Below are 18,395 nucleotides of genomic sequence, written 5' to 3' on the forward strand. Positions count from 1 at the left end.
ACGTCTCTCTAGGCCAAAGTAATGGCACTTTCGGTCAGTGGTTTGTCGGTCTGGACAATGGTTTTACTGTCTCTGATGGCGGATGGACTAGCTTTGACCAATATCCGCGTCAGCTTGGTGATGTCAACGGCGATGGTCGTGATGATATTGTCGGTTTTGGAGGTGGTGAGGTCTACGTCTCTCTAGGCCAAAGTAATGGCACTTTCGGTCAGTGGTTTGTCGGTCTGGACAATGGTTTTACTGTCTCTGATGGCGGATGGACTAGCTTTAACCAATATCCGCGTCAACTTGGTGATATCAACGGCGATGGTCGCAATGATATTGTCGGTTTTGGAGGTGGTGAGGTCTACGTCTCTCTAGCTTAATAGAATGACACCTCTCATAAGTAATAGTTTTTTATCATGGCTAGATTTCTAGGTTCTATCGCGCCCCTTATGCTAAAGTTATTTACGCTATTATTAAATACCAAGCTAGAAAACTGCAAAACCCTTTCTGCATAAGGATAACAGGTTTAAAAAGCATGGATTTAATATTAGGAACCATAAAGGGAGCGATAGAGCCTATTTGTTGGCTTTTGATTTCCTCTCAACACATGATTACAAAGTATATGTAAAATCTTCCACTAGCATACCAGGAACTAAACTACCTCCAAGTTGGCGACTATCATAAGTTCCGACTTCAGGAATGAATTCTTGAAAATTAGTCAAATCTACTAAGTTTTCTCCCCAAAAGCGATAGAGACTTTCATCAAAACGCAAGTTTTCAATGGGGGCGATAATTTCTCCATTTTCTACCCAAAAACAAGCATAACGAGTCATACCTGTGATTCTACCAGTATGGCGATCGCTCCAATTTAAGTAATGCAAATTAGATACATATAATCCTGTATCTAAACTCGGAATAATCTGCTCAAATACCAAATTTCCCGGACTCACTTCTGGCGCTCGTAATGTCTCTGAAGCATTAGCGCCGTTGGCAATTTTTTGATATTCTTTAGCAGTCCGAGAATTCACCAGAGTATTTACCAAATATCCTTTTTCTATTATAGGTAACTCCTGTGCCGCTATTTCTCCCAATTCATTAAATCGTGGTACTAATCCCCGTTGAAAGTTTTCTTTCAAACTAAATGCAGTGGAAAGTTGTTTTTCTTGACGCGATAGAGCAGCTAAAGAACTGTTTCCTTGTTGAATATCAGCTTCGCTTACAGAACCCCAAGAAAGCATCATTAATAAATCGGCGACAGCAGCCGGTGCAAAGTAAGTTTTGTACTGTCCCCGTGGCAATTCTTTAGCTGGGCGAGACAGCAATTCTAGTTGCTTTTTGGCTTCGCTAATTTTGGCTATATAAGCAGATTTATCCCAATCACTCCCGGCAAATGTGCCTTTAACTGCTTGTCCAGATGGGGAAAATAGAGAGTAATCTAAGGTAAAAGAATCAGTTGCAAACCAGTGTTTTTTACCACTAGAATCACCATAAGCTTTAATTACCGCTCCCCCTGCATATATTCCTGTAAAATCCAATTCAGAAACTAGTTTTAGTACAGTTGGTACTACTGCTTCCGCCGCCAATAAATTCCCAGAATGTATTTCTCGACTGGTATTATTTCCTGATGGCAAAACTAGATATGGATCGATGGGTAGTAGAATAAGTTCGTCACGTAGTTCTTGCAAAGCAGTATATGTTAACTGCCAATCTACGTCCCAGTTTCCAGTAAAGGGAAACTGCCGAACACTGTTGCGCTGATCTTGCATCAAAGTCAGTTCTATCCAACCATCAGCAACACAACCAGTTTGTCGCACTTTTGCCTGATTAAAACGAGTAAATTGACTTATTTCACTGCTGAGTCTCACGGTGAATTGTTCATTTTCTGCTTTTTTAATCAACAAACTTTCAAGAAGTCGATTAAAGCTGACTTCTAATGCAGATAATTCCTCAATTTTCATAGATATTAAATATTAATAGGGAATAAGGAGGGGGAGAAAGTTAGGAGTTAGGAGTTAGGAGTTAAAAGAACTTTTGTAAGTAGCTAGGCGTAAATAAATTAAAGTTTGTAGTAAGGACTTTAGTCCTGATAATCCTTTTTTTGAGCGATTCATCGCTCACTACGAGCTAGGATTTTATTTTATGTTTAATTATACCTACCTACTTAATTCAAAACTCCTAACTACCAACTCCTAACTATTGTATTTTTCAAGTTCCTCCACCAAAAACTTCGACATTAGCAAATACACAGACAGGTGAGCCGTGTCCTACCCAAATGGCCTGATTTGGTTCTCCTTTGCCACAATAAGGAGTACCATACATTTGCCAGTTTGTGGCATCTCCGACTTGAATTAAACTATGCCAAAACTCTGGTGTTGTGGCGCGATAGTTAGGATTACGAAGGGTTTTGGTAAGTTTACCATTTTCAATTAATTTAGCGTACTCACAACCAAATTGGAATTTGTAGCGGCGATCGTCAATTGACCAAGATCGGTTAGATTCCATGTAAACGCCGTGTTCTATCCCAGCAATAATGTCTTCAAAAGTGCCGTTTAAAGGCTCTAAATTCAAGTTACCCATGCGATCGATGGCTGGTCGATTCCATGAGGAAGCACGGGCACAGGCAACTCCTGCTACACCTGCTCTGGCTTGGCTCTCCAGACTGCCTAAACCCCGTTGAAGTACACCTTCTTTAACCAAGTACTCCCGTGTTGCTACAGCACCCGTATCATCAAAGCCATAGCTGGCGAATTCACCAGGGACGGTGGGATCAAAGGTAATGTTCATCAGTGGCGAACCATAAGCTAGGTTGCCAAAATCACTTTTATTAACGAAGCTGCCCCCAGCATAGTTACGCTCATCTCCCAAAATTCGATCAATTTCTAGGGGATGCCCGACACTTTCATGGATTTGCAGCATCATTTGATCTGGGGCTAAAACTAAGTTGGTGCGGGTGGTTGGGCATTCTTCTGCTGTCAACAGTTCTATTGCTTGTTCGCCAATTTGCCGTACCCGATGCCATAAGTTTTCTTGTTTTAATAGTTCGAGTCCGCCTTGGTAACAGTTTGCTTGAGAGCCGTTGTTGCTGCGCTGCTGTACAATTGCTCCATCTTGGGCGGTGACTCCGTAATTAGTGCCTATAGATAGGATTTTTTGATAGACTTCTGAGCCGTTGCTGCTAATAAACCAAGATTCTCTCTCGGTTGTGCTGGCACTGGCGATGGTTTGCACAATTTTGTCATCAACTTTGAGCGTTTGGCAAATCCGAATTAGTAAATCGTTGATTTCTCCTGGACTCAGAGCATCTAATGGCTCAAGAAATGGAGATTTATATTCACCAACGACTTTCGGGCGCTCACTTTCACGGAAGGGATGTATCCACCATTCACTGGCTGCTAGTGCCTGTTTATAGGCTATTTGAGCAGCAGCTTGGAGGGAAGATAGTTCCAGAGAGTTAGTTGCTGCATAACCCAAACAGCCATTAACCAAAACTTCCAGCATGGCTCCGACAGTGAAGGATTTGCCGTTTAGTTGGGGTAAGGCGTCACGGACTAGACGGGTAGTAGAAGTTTCCTTTACGGCTCTAATACCAATCCAATCAGCAGGAATATCGAAACTAGCGATCGCTTTTTTAAGTTCAGACCACATAATTCAAAATTCAAAATTCAAAATTAATTAATGAAGTTATTGTTGACGATTTTGTTTGGTTTTGACAACTATTGCGGCAATTATTTTGATTAACTCGTTAATTTCCCCCAGAATTGGCAGTAGACGATCTTCGGAAATCAACTCAGATGCAATTAGAAGTCTTAGCCAGTATTTCGTTTCCCTACCTTCTTTGAGAGCAATTTCTAGCTTGTGAACAAAATCGGCTGTACTCTGTGCCGATTGCGATTCTTCAACGTTAGCTCCAATGGACGTACCAGACTTAAGTAACTGTTGCGAGAGTGTTCGCCCCACTCCAGAACTTTCAATACTTTACAGAGGTTAATTAGGCGAACAGAGAATTCAAATGTTCTATCCGTTATTTGTTTGTGGTTGTTCATCATTTTGAATTTAATTATTCCGATGCCAGCGTGTGCCATCACGACTATCAATTAGCGTAATACCTTCTGCTTGAAGTTCGTCACGAATGCGATCGCTTTCGGCAAAATTTTTGGCAATACGTGCTTCTCGCCTTTGCTGAATTCGCGCCTCAATTTCTGCATCGCTGAAACCACTACTCGTGGGAGTTTCTGTTTCTATCTTGGCTTCTAAACCTAAAACTCCAGCTAATGTGACAAGAGTTTGCCATTGTCGCTGTAATTCATCAGGGGAAGTTTCGGTTTTCCCTTGATGCACAAGAATGTTTCCCTGACGACGCAGTTCTTTGGCTAATTCAAACAGCACTGTTAATCCACCAGGAAAATTAAAGTCATTATTTACCGTTTCTTGAAAGCGTTCAACAGTTTCAGGAAGTAGTGAGGCATTTCCCACTCCCCAGCCTAGTTTTTTGCCGTATTGGTAGCCGAAGAGTAACCCTTCTTTAATGGTGTGCCAACCGTTGGTTGCTGCGGCGATCGCTTCGTCGGTAAAATCTATGGGTGTGCGATATTGAGCGGTCAATACGAACAACCGCACTGCCATCGGGTCAACTCCTCGATCCAGCAATTCTCGAATAGTGGTAAAGTTGCCCAAAGATTTGGACATTTTTTCACCATCTACCTTTACCATGCCGTTATGTAACCAGTAAAGCGCTAAAGGTTTTCCTGTTACAGCTTCGGATTGGGCAATTTCGTTTTCGTGGTGGGGAAAAATTAAGTCAGCACCACCAGCATGAATATCTATGGTATCACCCAGGCGATCGCGCACCATTGCCGAGCATTCTATATGCCACCCCGGACGACCTGCGCCCCAAGGTGACTCCCAAGCTGGTTCTCCCGGTTTTGCTGCCTTCCACAAAGCAAAATCAAAGGGATCTTTCTTTTTCTGATATTCTGGATCTTCTATGTTGACGCGTAGGCGTAGCCCGCCGTAGGCATCGCTCGCTCCAGCTTGCATATCTTCTAACTTACGTCCAGAAAGCTTGCCATACTCAGCAAACTTTCGTACTGGATAATACACATCGCCGTCAGCAGGGTAAGCAAAACCTTTATTTTCCAACTCATGAATTAACCGTTGAATGCCATTCATCGTGTGGGTAGCACGGGGATATTCATCAGCTTCTTTGATTCCCAACCGCGCCATATCCTCAAAATATGCTTTGATAAAGCGATCGGCTACAGCTTCCATTGAGGAATGTTCAACACAGGCTCGATTGAGAATCTTGTCATCGATATCAGTAAAATTTTGGATATATCGGACTTCATAACCGATAAACTGGAGGTATCGGCGCACGACATCCCAAACGATGCAAGCTCTAGCATGACCCAAATGGCAGTAGTCGTACACCGTCACACCGCAGTAATACATCTTAACCTTGCCTGGTTCGACTGTTTCAAACGGTTCTTGACGACGGGTGAGGGTATTGTAAAGGGTTAGGGTCATAATCAATTCAAAATTCAAAATTCAAAATTCAAAATGGAAAACCTTGTGTTGGCAAGCGTTCTGGCTGCTGACTGTATGGAAGTCAAAGGTCGAACAGCTTAACAGGTGTAATGCTGAATAGGGAGATACGCAATAATAGGGGAAAGCAGCTGGGATGACAGTCCAGCATCCCTATGCTAGTACGTCACCGTGGAAATCAACATACTATTGGACAAAATCTCGAAAGCCCATAAATCAAGGGTTTTTGAATTTTGAATTTTGAATTCCGCGTAGCGGCGCTAGTGTTTTCTGGACTATCTGCGCTACATTACTATTTTTTGACTATTTGATAACAGCGCTATGCAATCAGCAGTTACACCCGAATCATCGACAATGGATACGCCCAAGCAAGGAATGCCAGTAACAATTATTACGGGTTTCCTCGGTAGTGGCAAGACGACTTTACTTAATCATATCCTCAACAACCAACAGGGTTTGAAAACGGCTGTTCTCGTGAATGAATTTGGTGAAATTGGCATCGACAACGAGCTAATTGTTTCCACTGGTGAGAACATGGTGGAGCTAAATAACGGTTGTATCTGCTGCACTATTAATAATGATTTGGTAGATGCAGTTTACAAAGTTTTAGAACGCCAAGAAAATCTAGATTATCTCGTAGTGGAAACAACAGGATTGGCAGATCCGCTACCAGTAGCTTTAACATTCTTGGGTACAGAGTTGCGAGATTTAACCCGCTTGGATTCGATTATTACCGTGGTAGACGCGGCGAATTACAGCCTAGATTTATTTAACTCTGAAGCAGCATACAGCCAGATTGCTTATGGTGATGTAATTGTGCTCAACAAGGCAGATTTGGTTGATGAAGCCACTTTGAATGAGTTAGAAAGAAAAATTAACGAAGTTAAGGAAGGAGCCAGAATTATCCGCGCTACGCGATCGCAAGTGCCACTTCCTTTAATTCTGAGTGTTGGTCTGTTTGAGTCTGATAAATATTTTGACACAGTGATAGATGACCACGATCATCACGATCATGAGCATCACGATGACGACCATGATCACTCAACATGTGGTCATGACCATCACGATCATGACCATCACGATCATGATCACCATGATCACCATCATTCTGATCATTTAGAAAATGATGGTTTTACTTCCATCTCTTTCCAAAGTGACAAGCCTTTTTCTATTAAGAAATTTCAGTATTTCTTAGATAACCAGCTACCCACAAATATCTTTCGAGCGAAGGGGATTATGTGGTTTGACGAAAGTCCGAAGCGTCATATTTTCCACCTTTGCGGTAAACGCTTCACCTTGGATGATGATGAATGGCAAGGTAAATTAAAAAACCAACTAGTGCTCATTGGTCAAAATTTGGATCGTGAAGCTTTAATTACTCAACTCGAAAACTGCATTTGTCTACCTTCAACCTTTCGTGGTAAAGGCTTTGGGAAATAAAAGTTAGGAGTTAGGAGTTAGGAGTTAGGAGTTTAATAATGCATTCCCAGGTAGAACCTGGGAATGCATTATTAATGGCTCCGCCATCGATTTTGAGGAATGAAAATGAGAGAATAGCGATGTCGATAGCGTAGCGGTAGCGAGTCCGCGAACGTCAAAGCCCGTCTTAGACATCGCTTCCTCATTCCCCTGTATTACCAGCTTCCTCACTTTCCAACTGCTGTACCTGCTCTACGGATAAACCCGTCACTTTCGCCACTATTTCCACTGAAATTCCCTCTTTGAGCAAATTCATCGCTACACGCCGCACTCCTTCGGCAAGACCTTCGGCAAGACCTTCGGCAAGACCTTCAGCAAGACCTTCGGCAAGACCCTTGGCACGACCTTCGGCTAAACCTTCAGCAAGGATAGCTTGATAAGTTACTGACTCCTGCATAAGTTCCCTCCGCAGCAATTGTTGAATTATTTCTTTCTCTAATACTAGCCCAGCCAAAATGAACGCTGAGGCTGCAATATTGTTCTGGATACGTTGATCAGTAATTTCTGAAATTTCCTGAGCAACTTGTTGTAACGTAGCAGTACGGTCATTTGTCTGACTTAACACCGCAAATGGTAGTAATCCTGGATGCTCCAAAAATACACTTGTTGGTTGCTCCCAAAGACGAATTACCTCGAACCTATGAGAGGTTTCTTCTAAAGTGAATGTGGTTTGTTGCACAAGTTCTGAATTTGTCTGTTGCAGATAAATCACTACCTGACGCATTCGCTTATTCTTAAAGCGGCGATACCCTCGCAACCGATAATCAATCATCCGAAAGGGAATATCAGCTTTGGGTTGGGTTTGGAACTCTAAATGCAGCACAACTTCATCGGATTGGAGCAATATCAACGCATCGGCGCGGATTGGTTCAAGAGAAAGCTCAGAAGGGCAAAATTTAAGTGAGAGTGATAGATTCTCCTAACAGCCAAGTGGCAAAGTCGCTGGAGAAAGTTTCAGCAAGGAACTTACAAACGTTATCGAACATTAAGAGATTTTATCAGGTGGTAGACACTCATTGTTTTTATATAAGGTAGTGGGGATTAGGGATTGGGGACTAAATTCTCTTCCCAATGCCCAATACCCAATATTTACACATACAAGTATTTGTTAGTTAATAAAAATTTTTCAAACTCTGCTGCTGGCAATGGACGACTAAATAGAAAACCTTGCATAGAATTACAGTTATGTTGGCGTAAAAAATCCAGTTCTGCTTCCGTCTCTACACCTTCAGCAACTACATTTAGATTGAGATTGTGAGCCATTTGAATTAATGCTTTGGTAATTGCTGACTTCTGTGGATCGTTAGCAACATTATGGATAAAATAACGGTCAATTTTTAATGTGTTAATTGGTAAGTTTTTCAGATAAATCAAAGAAGAGTAGCCAGTTCCAAAATCATCAATTGCAATTTTTACACCCAAGGATTGCAATTTGTTCATAGTCGCGATCGCACCATTTACATCTTGCATAATCATACTTTCAGTAAGTTCTAGTTCTAAGTTATGTGGTTCCAAATCATTGATGGCTATAAAATTGACGATTTTATGAATAAAATTTGGTTGATTAAATTCAATTACTGACAGATTTACAGCAAAAACCAAAGAATTAATTCCGGCATCACGCCAAGTTTTAATTTGTTGGCAGACCCTTTTTAATACCCATTTACCAATAGGAATAATTAAACCTGTAGACTCTGCTAACGGGATAAATTCTGTTGGATAAATCATACCCAGTTCTGGACTTTGCCAGCGTAATAAACTTTCAGCAGCCACTATCTTGCCAGAGGCAATATCGACTATTGGTTGGTAATAAATTTCAAATTCTTGAAAATTATGTTGTTTAATAGCTCGGTGTAAGCTAATTTCTAACAACTGGATTTTTGGAGACAAGTTGTTAATTATATGCTGAGGAGATAAATACCTTTTTAAAGTAGCGTGCTTTTCCAATCTGTTCATGATGGCACTTAATAACTCAGACCGAGTAAATGGCTTAGTTATATAGTCATCAGCACCCATATCCATACCTTTACGGAAGTCAGATTTGGCAGATTTAGCAGTTAGAAAGATGAAGGGAATTGTTGCCGTTGATGGATCTTGGCGTAACGCTCTTAGCACGCCATAACCGTCAATTTCTGGCATCATCATATCACAGAGAATTAAATCGGGAACTTCAGAGATAGCCAAATGTACACCGATTCTGCCATTAGCCGCAGCAATAGTTTCAAAATCTTCAGCTTCTAGCAAATCTAAAATGTTTTCACGGACTGCTTCTTCATCTTCTATTATTAAAATTTTGGGCATAATTACCTCAATTTATATTTGATTATTTAATGATAAAATGACAGTAAGCTTTGTACCCAATCCCAGCGTACTTATGACAAATATTTTACCTTCGTAAATATCTATAGCGGTTCTCGTTCGCGTGAGGTACACCCGTAGGGGCAATTCATGAATTGCCCCTATACCTTGCAATCTAATTTTGTACCGCATCTGAGTGGGAACCGCTATATACACTTTTTTACAATTCCCATTTCTAATTTATTGCCTAGTATATTATGGAACCAATACTGGCGTTAATTATAGATAGTTTTGTCTGTTTCTTGTGCTAGTGCTTGACAGATACTTCCATAAGTAATATTACCTTGATTATCAACTACTGATAGTACTGAGGCCATCTTCAGAAATTCTGACACATTCAATTTCATGACCGACGTATGCATACTTCAAAAATATTGGCTCTTTTCAAGCTAGTTTCAGAAGCTATAAGGAGTACCATATCATGCTTAGTGAAGCACCCCGGTACCTGCCAAGATGAGAAACCAAGATAGTATGGCCCCGTGCTAGCTTATCAGTGCATAGGCGTAGCCTGTCGTAGACATCGCATCTAATAGTGATTTTTCTGGCACAACCATCGGCGGCAAACAGTCAATTATTGACTCCAAGCTTTGTAGCCCAAACAGCTGAGGTCAGGCTTGCATAGATTTTTACTATAGCTATTATCAAAAAATAGTTATTGAAAGCTGGTTATCTAAATATTTTCCAAGATTTTGACGCTAAAAAAATAGTCATATTTGGGATAGAAACAAGACGAAAATGTGTTGATAATTACAATCTAGTTTATATCCAGCTAGTTGGGTATTGGGTATGGGGCATTTTTATCGAATAGAATTCAGGAGTCAGAATTCAGCAATGTTTTCTGAGCGAAAAAGCGGATGAATAATCGGCGTTTTTGCACCCCCACTAAATTGAAAATTTAGTGGTCAACAAGAAAGTCGCGGGTCTGAATCCCCGACTGATAGCGCCGGCGGCAAGCGAGTCTGCGTTCGCTTTTAGCGTCTCGTAGAGAGCGTCGCGTCTTGATTCTGACTCCTGAATTCTGACTTCTGAATTCTTCTTCAATCTTTTCCTACTTGTACTCATAGTCCCAATAGGGTTCGGTTAAGGCAAGAAACGGCGATTTATCGCGTCTTTGCGATTAGCGGCGTGTCATCAAAAAACCTTATCCGAACCTATTGCTCCTACTCCTACTTCTCTGCTCCTTTGCTGCCCGCCCGCCTACCGCTTCACAAAGGATGCAACTGCACCCGCCGTTCGCCGTAACGCAATAGCCTTTCTATAGTTAAGAGCCGATTTTCCCAAACTTTGACTTGATAGGAATTCGACTTAAGTTCTTGGCTCATCAATACCCTAAATTGAGACTGGAAGCGAGTTAAAGAGGCTTTTGCCACTAATAACTTACTAGCAGACGGGGAAGCGGCAAGCTGATTTAAAGCACTGCGTAAAACTTCTGCCTGATTGTTAAAATCTGATATTGTCTGAGCGGGTCTTTGTAGTTGTTCATTTTGGAAAACAAATTTCCATTCCCGTTGCAGCGCGGTGTAACGGATAGCGGCAGTTTGAAAAGGCTGACGGTGAGGAATCGGTTCACTTTTTGTGGATTGAACCCTACCTTGGGTGCTAGTAAAAAGTTTTTGTAGATCGTTGTTAAAATTATCTGCGGCAAAAAGTGCATAACCACTAACTGGCAAATCCCTTACCAACTGGAGTTGATCGAATGCCCCAATTGTTGGCAAAGAAAGTAAGCGAATTCCCGGCACCAATAAGGTAGCTCCCAATTGTTTAGAGGCTATCCAGGGTTGGGCTAGTCGTTGGAAACGAGAAGTATCCAGAGCATAAGTCATGGGAACAATTAAATCTACATCCCCCCGCCTTGCCCAAGTTTCCCAGTTTTGTTGAATTTTCTGAATCCGTTCTTGTTCCGGCAAAGGAAATACTGCAACCGACAAAATCAAATTTGGTTGCTTTTGTCGCAACTGCTGTGATACTTGGGCGACAAAGCTATCAATTTGATCGGTGCGAAATGTCGTCCACTTTTGCCACAAGTCTGCTTGGCTGGGGGAAATATTTATCGGATCTACACCAGTAAGTTGCTGAAACTGCGCTCTCGCAGCTTTGCCATAGCCGTAGGTTCGACCTGCTGATGGATCTTGGAAAGGGTAGCGAATGTAGTCTAGTTGTAGACCATCCACGTTATAGCGAGTGACAATTTCCTCAAATAGCTTGAGCAAGTATTGCCGCACTTCGGGGTTGGCTGGATCGAAGAATGGCTTAGTCTGGCCTACGGGAATCATTTTGCCAAGGTTATCGTAGTTTGCCCAATCGGGATGAGCCGCCAGTACTGGCCCGGGATAATCAGGATTAAGGTTGAGAATTTGATTGTGACGTTGATTCCCAGCAGCAAAAGTCCAAACCCAAGCGTGTAATTCCATGTCTCGCTCATGGGCTAATTTCACTGCCTCTGCCAGTGGGTCCCACCCACGAATTAATGGGTTTTGCTCTTTTGCAACTTGGCTGGGATAAATTGTATAGCCAGCGTTAACTGTTTCAAAGAAGACGGTATTAATCCCGGCTTGGGCGAGGCGATCAAAAATCTCGGACAGTCCCGCCTTGCTACCAGCACGAACAATCGTGCCCCGATCTAACCAAACTGCCCGAATTTCTGGTTGAGCTAGTCTCTGATCAATAGGAAACTGCTGCCACAAATTTGTTTTAGCGACGAGCCATTGCTGACGAGCCAGAGCATAGTTTTTTTGGGCAATCAATAGGGGTAAATTTTTGGTAATTACCCTTGCTTGTGCTAAAGCTTGCTCTCTAGTCATGACTAGCGCTCCCAGTTTGGTTGAGGCCAATAGCGTCGGCTGGTCTTTGACAGACTGGGGGGAGGAATTGCGTGGATGCCTAGAGGAATGCTTGTCTTCAGATATCGCTTCACCAACATTAGCTGCATCCGCTAACACCGCTAAATTAGCGCTTTCCACTCGACCAATCAGATTTTCTAGCTCTTGCTGGAGGGCGATCGCTTGGTTGTTGTCAATTGGCTCATTGGAGTTGGGTGCAACATCTAGACGCACCTTTTGTTCCAATTGATCAATAGCCTCCTGAGAACTTGGGGGCTTGACTATGGGAAGCGGTCTAGGTATGGGAGCGATCGCAATTTGAGGAGGAGATGAGGGAGATGAGGGAGGGTAACTGCTCCTCTGTACACTGGGTGCAGCCGCCACAGTCGTAGAGCAGCTTTGGGAACCACCTACTATTTTTTTGTTGCGATTTGATGGCGCTGATGCTGTCAAGTAGTAATTAACAGTAGTCTTTAACCAGGCGTTATCTAACTCGGCTGTTGAGGCTGTATCTATTCCCCAGCGCCAGCCCAAAAAGGTGGAATGCTCAGTTGTCACGACTGCGGCAGGATTATCTTTGGAATTCCAAACAGCAGGAGATTCAGTGCCCATATCGTTAGGAATCACAACGCCGCCGCGCACTTTGCCAAAGAGTCCAGCTTGATTAGCCCATTCTGGGATATTGGTTTTTGTGGGTTTAATCTGTTCTGTATCACTGAGACTGAATCCCCAATAACCTCCCAAGAGCGATCGCAATAACTGCCGTACTCCTGGTGATGACAGACTACCTACCGGACCACTGGCAATCAAACGCCCTCCCTTACTCATCCAGTCTTCTAGGGCGATCGCTTGGGTTGGCGTTAATGTCTCGATGTTTGGCAAAAATAATACCCGGCGATCGCCCCAATCTGCCCCACTCTTGACATCATTTAGGGAAACTACACAATATTTAACCCCTGTTGCCTGTAAGCGATCGCTTATCCCTCTCCATTGATTTGCATTTTCTTGGCCATACACTACGCTCAATACAGGTTCTTCAGTGGCCGCCGTTACTGGCAAAATATTAAAATTATTTAAAATTAAAAAATTAAAACTTAAAATTAATAATCCGGCTTTTTTTATTTGTGAATTTGCCTTTTGATGATGCTTTTCCTCATTTTTCACTAACTGACTCCTCAGTGGATTATTTATGGCTCTTCAGTACTTCTTATTTATCATCTAAAATAACAACAAATTACCTCCGAAAAACAACGGATCTTTGATACTAAAGTTCAATGGAATTGAAAATACATTTTTTGATTAAATCTTCAACTCCTGCTACTGGGAAAATTTTTGTATTTAGTCTGCCAGCTAATTCCTCAATATTCATATCATCTAAAAACACTAATTCCCCATTTTTTAACATGAGATTGGGTAGCAAAATACCATCACCTAAATCTTGTCCTTCTAAGTTTAAAAGTAAATCATGACCAGTTAGTAATCCGGTGACACTGATAGTTTGTCCCCAATAATCACTACACAAAGCACGCATATTAACTTCTAAACCTTCAACAAAATTTAAGCGTTTCAAAATGGGTTGAAATGCTTTTTCTACGGCGTTGCCCACTACCCAAGTGAATCTTCTCTGAGGATAAACTTTTGGCGGCAGTAATTCTGCCGCAACGGTGGCAAATTGCTTGATAAATAATTGAATCGAACCAACTCCGTTATCAATTTGAGGATATTCTTCATATTCGGATTCGCTGGGTAATTCCTCACCTGCAATCAAAAACCACTCATCGGCTAACCAAACAACGCTAGAACCGAACTTTTGGCGAAATTGCTGCGAGAGAATTTGCACTTGAGAAATCACTTCTTGAGCTTTTTCCCTAGTTACAGGTGTCAGCTCATCTTCTGGAGGTCGAAACCGTGTCAACCCAACTGGCACAACTGCCACCGATGCCACCGCAGGTACTTCACCAGTATGAAAAGACGTTAAATCTTTGAGAGTTTGTTCCAGATGTTTGCCATCATTTATACCAGGACAAACAACTACTTGAGCATGAATTTGCAGTCGCCTTTCTTGAAACCACTTGAGTTGTTGCAATATTTGTCCCGCACGGGGATTTTTCAGCAGTCTAATTCTCACTTCCGGCTCCGTGGCATGAACGGAAACATACAACGGAGACAAGCGCATTTGCTCAATCCGCCGCCATTCTCTTTCTGGCAAATTGGTGAGGGTAAGATAAGAGCCGTACAAAAAGCTTAGACGATAATCGTCATCTTTCAAGTACAAGCTGGTGCGCTTACCTGGTGGCTGTTGATCGATAAAGCAAAATGGACACCGATTATTGCATTGAATTAAGCCATCAAATAGGGCAGTTTCAAATTCTAGCCCCAAATCTTGGTCATAATCTTTTTCGATTTCGAGGCTGTGAGTTTTACCAGCAGCGTCTAAAACTTCTAATTCCAAGACTTCATCGGCACACAAGAACTGATAATCAATTAAATCGCGGGGACGTGTACCATTGATTGCAACGATCGCATCCCCGGCTTCAAAGCCAATCTCTGCGGCTATTGAGTCTGGAAGAACTTTGGTAATTCGGGCAGGATTAATGGTATTCATGGGCATAGGGAATTGGGCATAGGGAATTGGGCATAGGGAATTGGGCATTGGGCATTGGGCATGGAGTTTGGACTAATGACCAATGACTAATGACCAATGACCAATGACTAATGATTATCCTTTCCAACCTGTGGCGATCGCTACTAAGATCGCACTACCGAATGCTAATCTATACCAAACAAAAACTAAAGTGTTTTTAGTTTGTAAGTATTTGATCAAAAATGCAATTGACAGGTAGGAAAAAATAAAGGTTGAAATAATCCCGACAATTAACAGTCCAACAATATTATCTGGTAACTGGTGGGCTTGAAACAACTTGAAGATTTTCAGGCTTTTATACAGGGTAGCAATGGTAAGAGTTGGAAACCCTAACAAAAATGAGAATTTCGCGGCTGTATCGCGTTCTAATCCCAAAAATAAGGCAGTCGTCAACGTTGAGCCAGAACGAGAAACGCCCGGAATTAAAGCAAGTGTTTGTCCCAGTCCAACTAAAATACCATCCCGAATCTGCAATGAATCGAAACCTCGTTTGCGAGTGCCAATTTTTTCTGCTAAAGCTAGTATAAGTGCCATGATAATTGACATGATGGCAATAATTAATGCACTTTCAGGTAAAACATCTTTCAAAAGAAAGCCGAAAATTAAAGCAGGCATTGTTCCAACTACAATACCGACAAGAATTTTCCATTCTTCGCGTTCCCAGTCTTTGTTTTTTAGTGCTTCAATCCCACCTTTGACAATGGTATAAATCAGCGACCAAAAATAAAATACAATTGCGATCACACTGCCAAATTGAATTGCATCGACAAAATCTTTAGAGCCTAGTTCTTTCCAACCAAATACCTTTGTCACAATCAGAAGATGTGCAGTGCTGCTGATTGGCAAAAACTCTGTAATGCCTTGAACAATACCCAAAATAAAAGCTTGAATAAACTCCATCTGCAATTAATACCTTTTTCCGGTTCTAGACATGATTATGAAAATTGTTTAGCTGATGATGTTGCTTTATATACTGTCCATTGCACCTACATCTTGGAGAAAATTCAATTTTACCAATCAATAACATCATCGAAGACGCTGACTATGTTCTTACACCCACCTCAATAAGTCAACGCAATTTGGCAAATTCATCAAACTTTAATATTTAGCGGACTGATTGTAGCTCAGAGGATGTCTGAAAAGTTTTTTTATATACACTTAAACCACGTCTATTTTGAAACCCGTAGTTCTTCGGTGATGAAAAGGATTTGCCCTCATCCCCCAACCCCTTCTCCCAAATTTGGGAGAAGGGGAGCAAATTTCAAAGTCCCTCTCCTAAGCTTGGAAGAGGGATTTAGGGTGAGGGCGAAAACTACAGTTCTCAGCTTCGATAAGGTTTAATCCTTAGAGATCCCCCTAAATCCATGCCACTTGCTCTACTTGGGGAGACCCCATCGCTTTTAGCGTCTCCCAAGGGGAGACGACCGCAGTGGCTCCCCTTAAAAAGGGGGACTTTGAGACTCTTATTACCCGCTTTTTAAGGCTTGATCGCGGGGATCAACAAATATTTTATACTTCTCAGACATCCTCTCACTTTTTAACTGTTAAATTTTACCGTTCACCTCTCTGTAGTCCTCGACTTACAAAGAACTACAGAGAAATTCTGACTTTTCACGTTATGTGGAAAAGCTAACGATTGACCTAACCCCCTTCCCTACGTTCGCGTAGCGGCACGAAGTGCGGGAAGGGGGAAATTTCAGTATAATTACAATGCTCCCAGGGGGGATTTTAAAGTGTGATATCTTAAATAAGATAAAGTTTAGTAACAAATATTAAAAACTTTGATTAATAATACACTGTCGCCCTACACTGCTTCTACCCCTTCTATTGATACTGAGTTGAATTTGGCTGATACTGGGCAGAAGAGTATCAGGCAATTGGAATCTACACTCTCTTTACCCTTATCTATTTCTGACCGACAAAGTTGGTTAGTGTTTGCGGCGGCGGTGTTTTTGGTATCAGTACCAGTATTTATAGAAGCGCCAATAGTGCGATCGCTACCAAGTCTAAGTTTAGCCCTGGCAGTATTTTGGGTGTGGCTAAGTTTTACCTTAATGTCACGTCCTGCAACATACATCTGGGGGGATTTGCTCTTAGGATTTAGCTGGAGTTGGTTAGCAGGAGCGATTTACTGGGGCTGGTTACGTTGGGAACCCTTATGGCATCTGCCAGTGGAATCTATCGGTTTACCCTTTGCTTGCTGGTGTCTTTTGAAGAATTGGGGCAAGGTGGGTAGCTGGTTTTATTTAGGTTCTTTATTCGGTACAGTTTTAACAGATGTATATTTTTATATAGTAGATTTAATACCCTATTGGCGGCAAATTATGAGAGTAGATGCAGATGGCGCACCACAAATCTTACAAAATGCCCTGATACAAGTACAAACACCTTGGGGACAAACTTGGGCGATAATTCTTGCCCTAACGCTGTTAACAGTCGGCATTCTATCTTTAGGTAGAAAGGAAAAACACTGGTATGCCTTTGGTGGCGCAGTTTTAAGCACAATTTTGGTAGACAGCCTATTTTTGTTAGCAGCGATCGCAGCATGAAGCAGGCAGGAGGCTGCAATCAGCGTGTAGTCTTAACTCTTGCCGAAACTTTTCCCAGCCCAATCTACTACACATCAAGAATGATGCTGTAAATGATTAATTAGTTAAGAAATATTACATAACAATCCATCGCCATCAAGTCTTTTTTGGTATTAGAGATCGCACAGTTTCGTGTCTGGTTCAGAGGTAGAATCAGCCACTCCAAAAAGATTTCGTCTAGCTGGGAATGCTACCAGGATGGTGGATGCAACGCTATTGCACTCTTCTGGCGATGAAAATTTTTGACAAAAGCATAGTCAAACCTAGTAACGGCAAATATTGTGCATATTAATACGCTGTATATTAGTTTCTGATGACTGCTGTGTTGATTAAGCTATCAGGTTTTGTCCCTTGTCCTTTGTCTTTGGCGCTCTGACTAATGACTAATGACTGCTGAGGGCTGTTAGCTTAAAATTTTTATTTCTGTTTGATGGAAAGAGGTAGAAAATCGTGAAAAGATTGGCGCATTTATTAACAGTGTTTAGTTTGTTACTTGGTTGCTGGGGATGGTTGGGAACAACTCAGATAGCCCAAGCTGCTAGTTTCAACAGTTTTGCTTATGTGCAAGTCCCAGTTCTGGCAATTGAGCGGCAGAATCGGGCAGACGCTAAACTAGGTACGGAATTTGGTAAAAAAATTGATTTGAATAATACCAACGTCCGAGCTTTTCAACAATTTCCAGGGCTTTATCCCACCCTGGCGAAGAAAATCATTACCAATGCTCCCTACAAAAAGGTAGAAGATGTATTGGATCTTGACGGATTGAGCGATCGCCAAAAACAAACCCTGCAAGCCAACTTGGATAAGTTCACCGTGACAGAAGTAGAGCCTGCCTTCAACGAGGGAGACGATCGCTTTAACAACGGTATCTACAGATAACTGCACGTGCCGTTAATGTAGCAAATAGCAGCCCACCCCTGATTGTAGGGAGTGGGATACGATTATGAGTTAGGAGTTAAGAGTTATGAGTTAAGAGTTTAG

At 41.9% G+C, this 18,395-nt stretch carries 13 protein-coding genes and 1 pseudogene; 4 read left to right on the top strand and 10 right to left on the bottom strand.

All coding sequences use genetic code 11. The features are described 5' to 3' along the window. Positions 1–365 (top strand): FG-GAP repeat domain-containing protein (locus V7K50_RS17610; RefSeq protein ID WP_334962187.1); only part of this gene is annotated, 365 nt, incomplete at its 5' end. 231 nt (positions 366–596) lie between these two features. Here the strand turns inward: V7K50_RS17610 and V7K50_RS17615 are convergent. The 4 genes from V7K50_RS17615 to cysS all read right to left on the bottom strand — a co-directional run bounded on the left by V7K50_RS17615 (position 597) and on the right by cysS (position 5,508). Beyond that, positions 597–1,943: a TldD/PmbA family protein gene (locus tag V7K50_RS17615; RefSeq protein ID WP_334962189.1), complete on the bottom strand. Its 1,347-nt coding sequence runs from the start codon at positions 1,941–1,943 to the stop codon at positions 597–599. A 247-nt stretch (positions 1,944–2,190) separates the two neighbouring features. Further along, positions 2,191–3,630 (bottom strand): TldD/PmbA family protein, encoded by a 1,440-nt coding sequence (locus V7K50_RS17620; RefSeq protein ID WP_334962191.1) that lies wholly within the window; start codon positions 3,628–3,630, stop codon positions 2,191–2,193. Between the two features lie 36 nt (positions 3,631–3,666). Continuing rightward, positions 3,667–3,942 carry a four helix bundle protein gene (locus V7K50_RS17625; protein ID WP_334962193.1) on the bottom strand — a complete coding sequence of 92 codons (276 nt, stop codon included), beginning with the start codon at positions 3,940–3,942 and terminating at the stop codon, positions 3,667–3,669. A gap of 96 nt (positions 3,943–4,038) precedes the next feature. Next, positions 4,039–5,508, bottom strand: a complete 1,470-nt coding sequence (cysS, locus tag V7K50_RS17630; RefSeq protein WP_334962195.1) for a cysteine--tRNA ligase — start codon at positions 5,506–5,508, stop codon at positions 4,039–4,041. Between the two features lie 339 nt (positions 5,509–5,847). On the opposite strand from cysS, the gene V7K50_RS17635 reads away from it, so the two are divergent. Then, a complete protein-coding gene (locus V7K50_RS17635; RefSeq protein ID WP_334962197.1) occupies positions 5,848–6,966 on the top strand; it encodes a CobW family GTP-binding protein in 1,119 nt (372 codons plus the stop codon). Positions 6,967–7,147: 181 nt separating this feature from the next. On the opposite strand, the pseudogene V7K50_RS17640 reads toward V7K50_RS17635, so the two are convergent. From V7K50_RS17640 to V7K50_RS17665, 6 genes and pseudogenes are all read right to left on the bottom strand, one after another. Continuing rightward, positions 7,148–7,991 (bottom strand): annotated as a pseudogene (locus V7K50_RS17640) (Rpn family recombination-promoting nuclease/putative transposase). 103 nt (positions 7,992–8,094) lie between these two features. Beyond that, a complete protein-coding gene (locus V7K50_RS17645; RefSeq protein ID WP_334962199.1) occupies positions 8,095–9,306 on the bottom strand; it encodes an EAL domain-containing response regulator in 1,212 nt (403 codons plus the stop codon). 272 nt (positions 9,307–9,578) lie between these two features. Continuing rightward, a complete protein-coding gene (locus V7K50_RS17650) occupies positions 9,579–9,710 on the bottom strand; it encodes a hypothetical protein (RefSeq protein WP_334962201.1) in 132 nt (43 codons plus the stop codon). A gap of 858 nt (positions 9,711–10,568) precedes the next feature. Next, entirely contained in the window at positions 10,569–13,346 is a 2,778-nt protein-coding gene (locus V7K50_RS17655) for a family 10 glycosylhydrolase (protein WP_334962203.1), read from the bottom strand. 100 nt (positions 13,347–13,446) lie between these two features. Beyond that, positions 13,447–14,787: a TIGR03279 family radical SAM protein gene (locus tag V7K50_RS17660; RefSeq protein WP_334962301.1), complete on the bottom strand. Its 1,341-nt coding sequence runs from the start codon at positions 14,785–14,787 to the stop codon at positions 13,447–13,449. 114 nt (positions 14,788–14,901) lie between these two features. Next, positions 14,902–15,726, bottom strand: coding sequence for an undecaprenyl-diphosphate phosphatase (locus tag V7K50_RS17665; RefSeq protein WP_334962205.1), 825 nt, complete (start codon positions 15,724–15,726; stop codon positions 14,902–14,904). An 881-nt stretch (positions 15,727–16,607) separates the two neighbouring features. Here V7K50_RS17665 and V7K50_RS17670 point away from each other — a divergent pair. Together V7K50_RS17670 and psbU are read left to right on the top strand one after the other, a co-directional pair. After that, a complete protein-coding gene (locus tag V7K50_RS17670; RefSeq protein WP_334962206.1) occupies positions 16,608–17,375 on the top strand; it encodes a DUF3120 domain-containing protein in 768 nt (255 codons plus the stop codon). Between the two features lie 489 nt (positions 17,376–17,864). Next, entirely contained in the window at positions 17,865–18,293 is a 429-nt protein-coding gene (gene psbU, locus V7K50_RS17675; protein ID WP_334962208.1) for a photosystem II complex extrinsic protein PsbU, read from the top strand. Positions 18,294–18,395: the final 102 nt, after the last annotated feature.

This window comes from Nostoc sp. (genome assembly GCF_036917135.1).
Taxonomy (GTDB): domain Bacteria; phylum Cyanobacteriota; class Cyanobacteriia; order Cyanobacteriales; family Nostocaceae; genus Nostoc.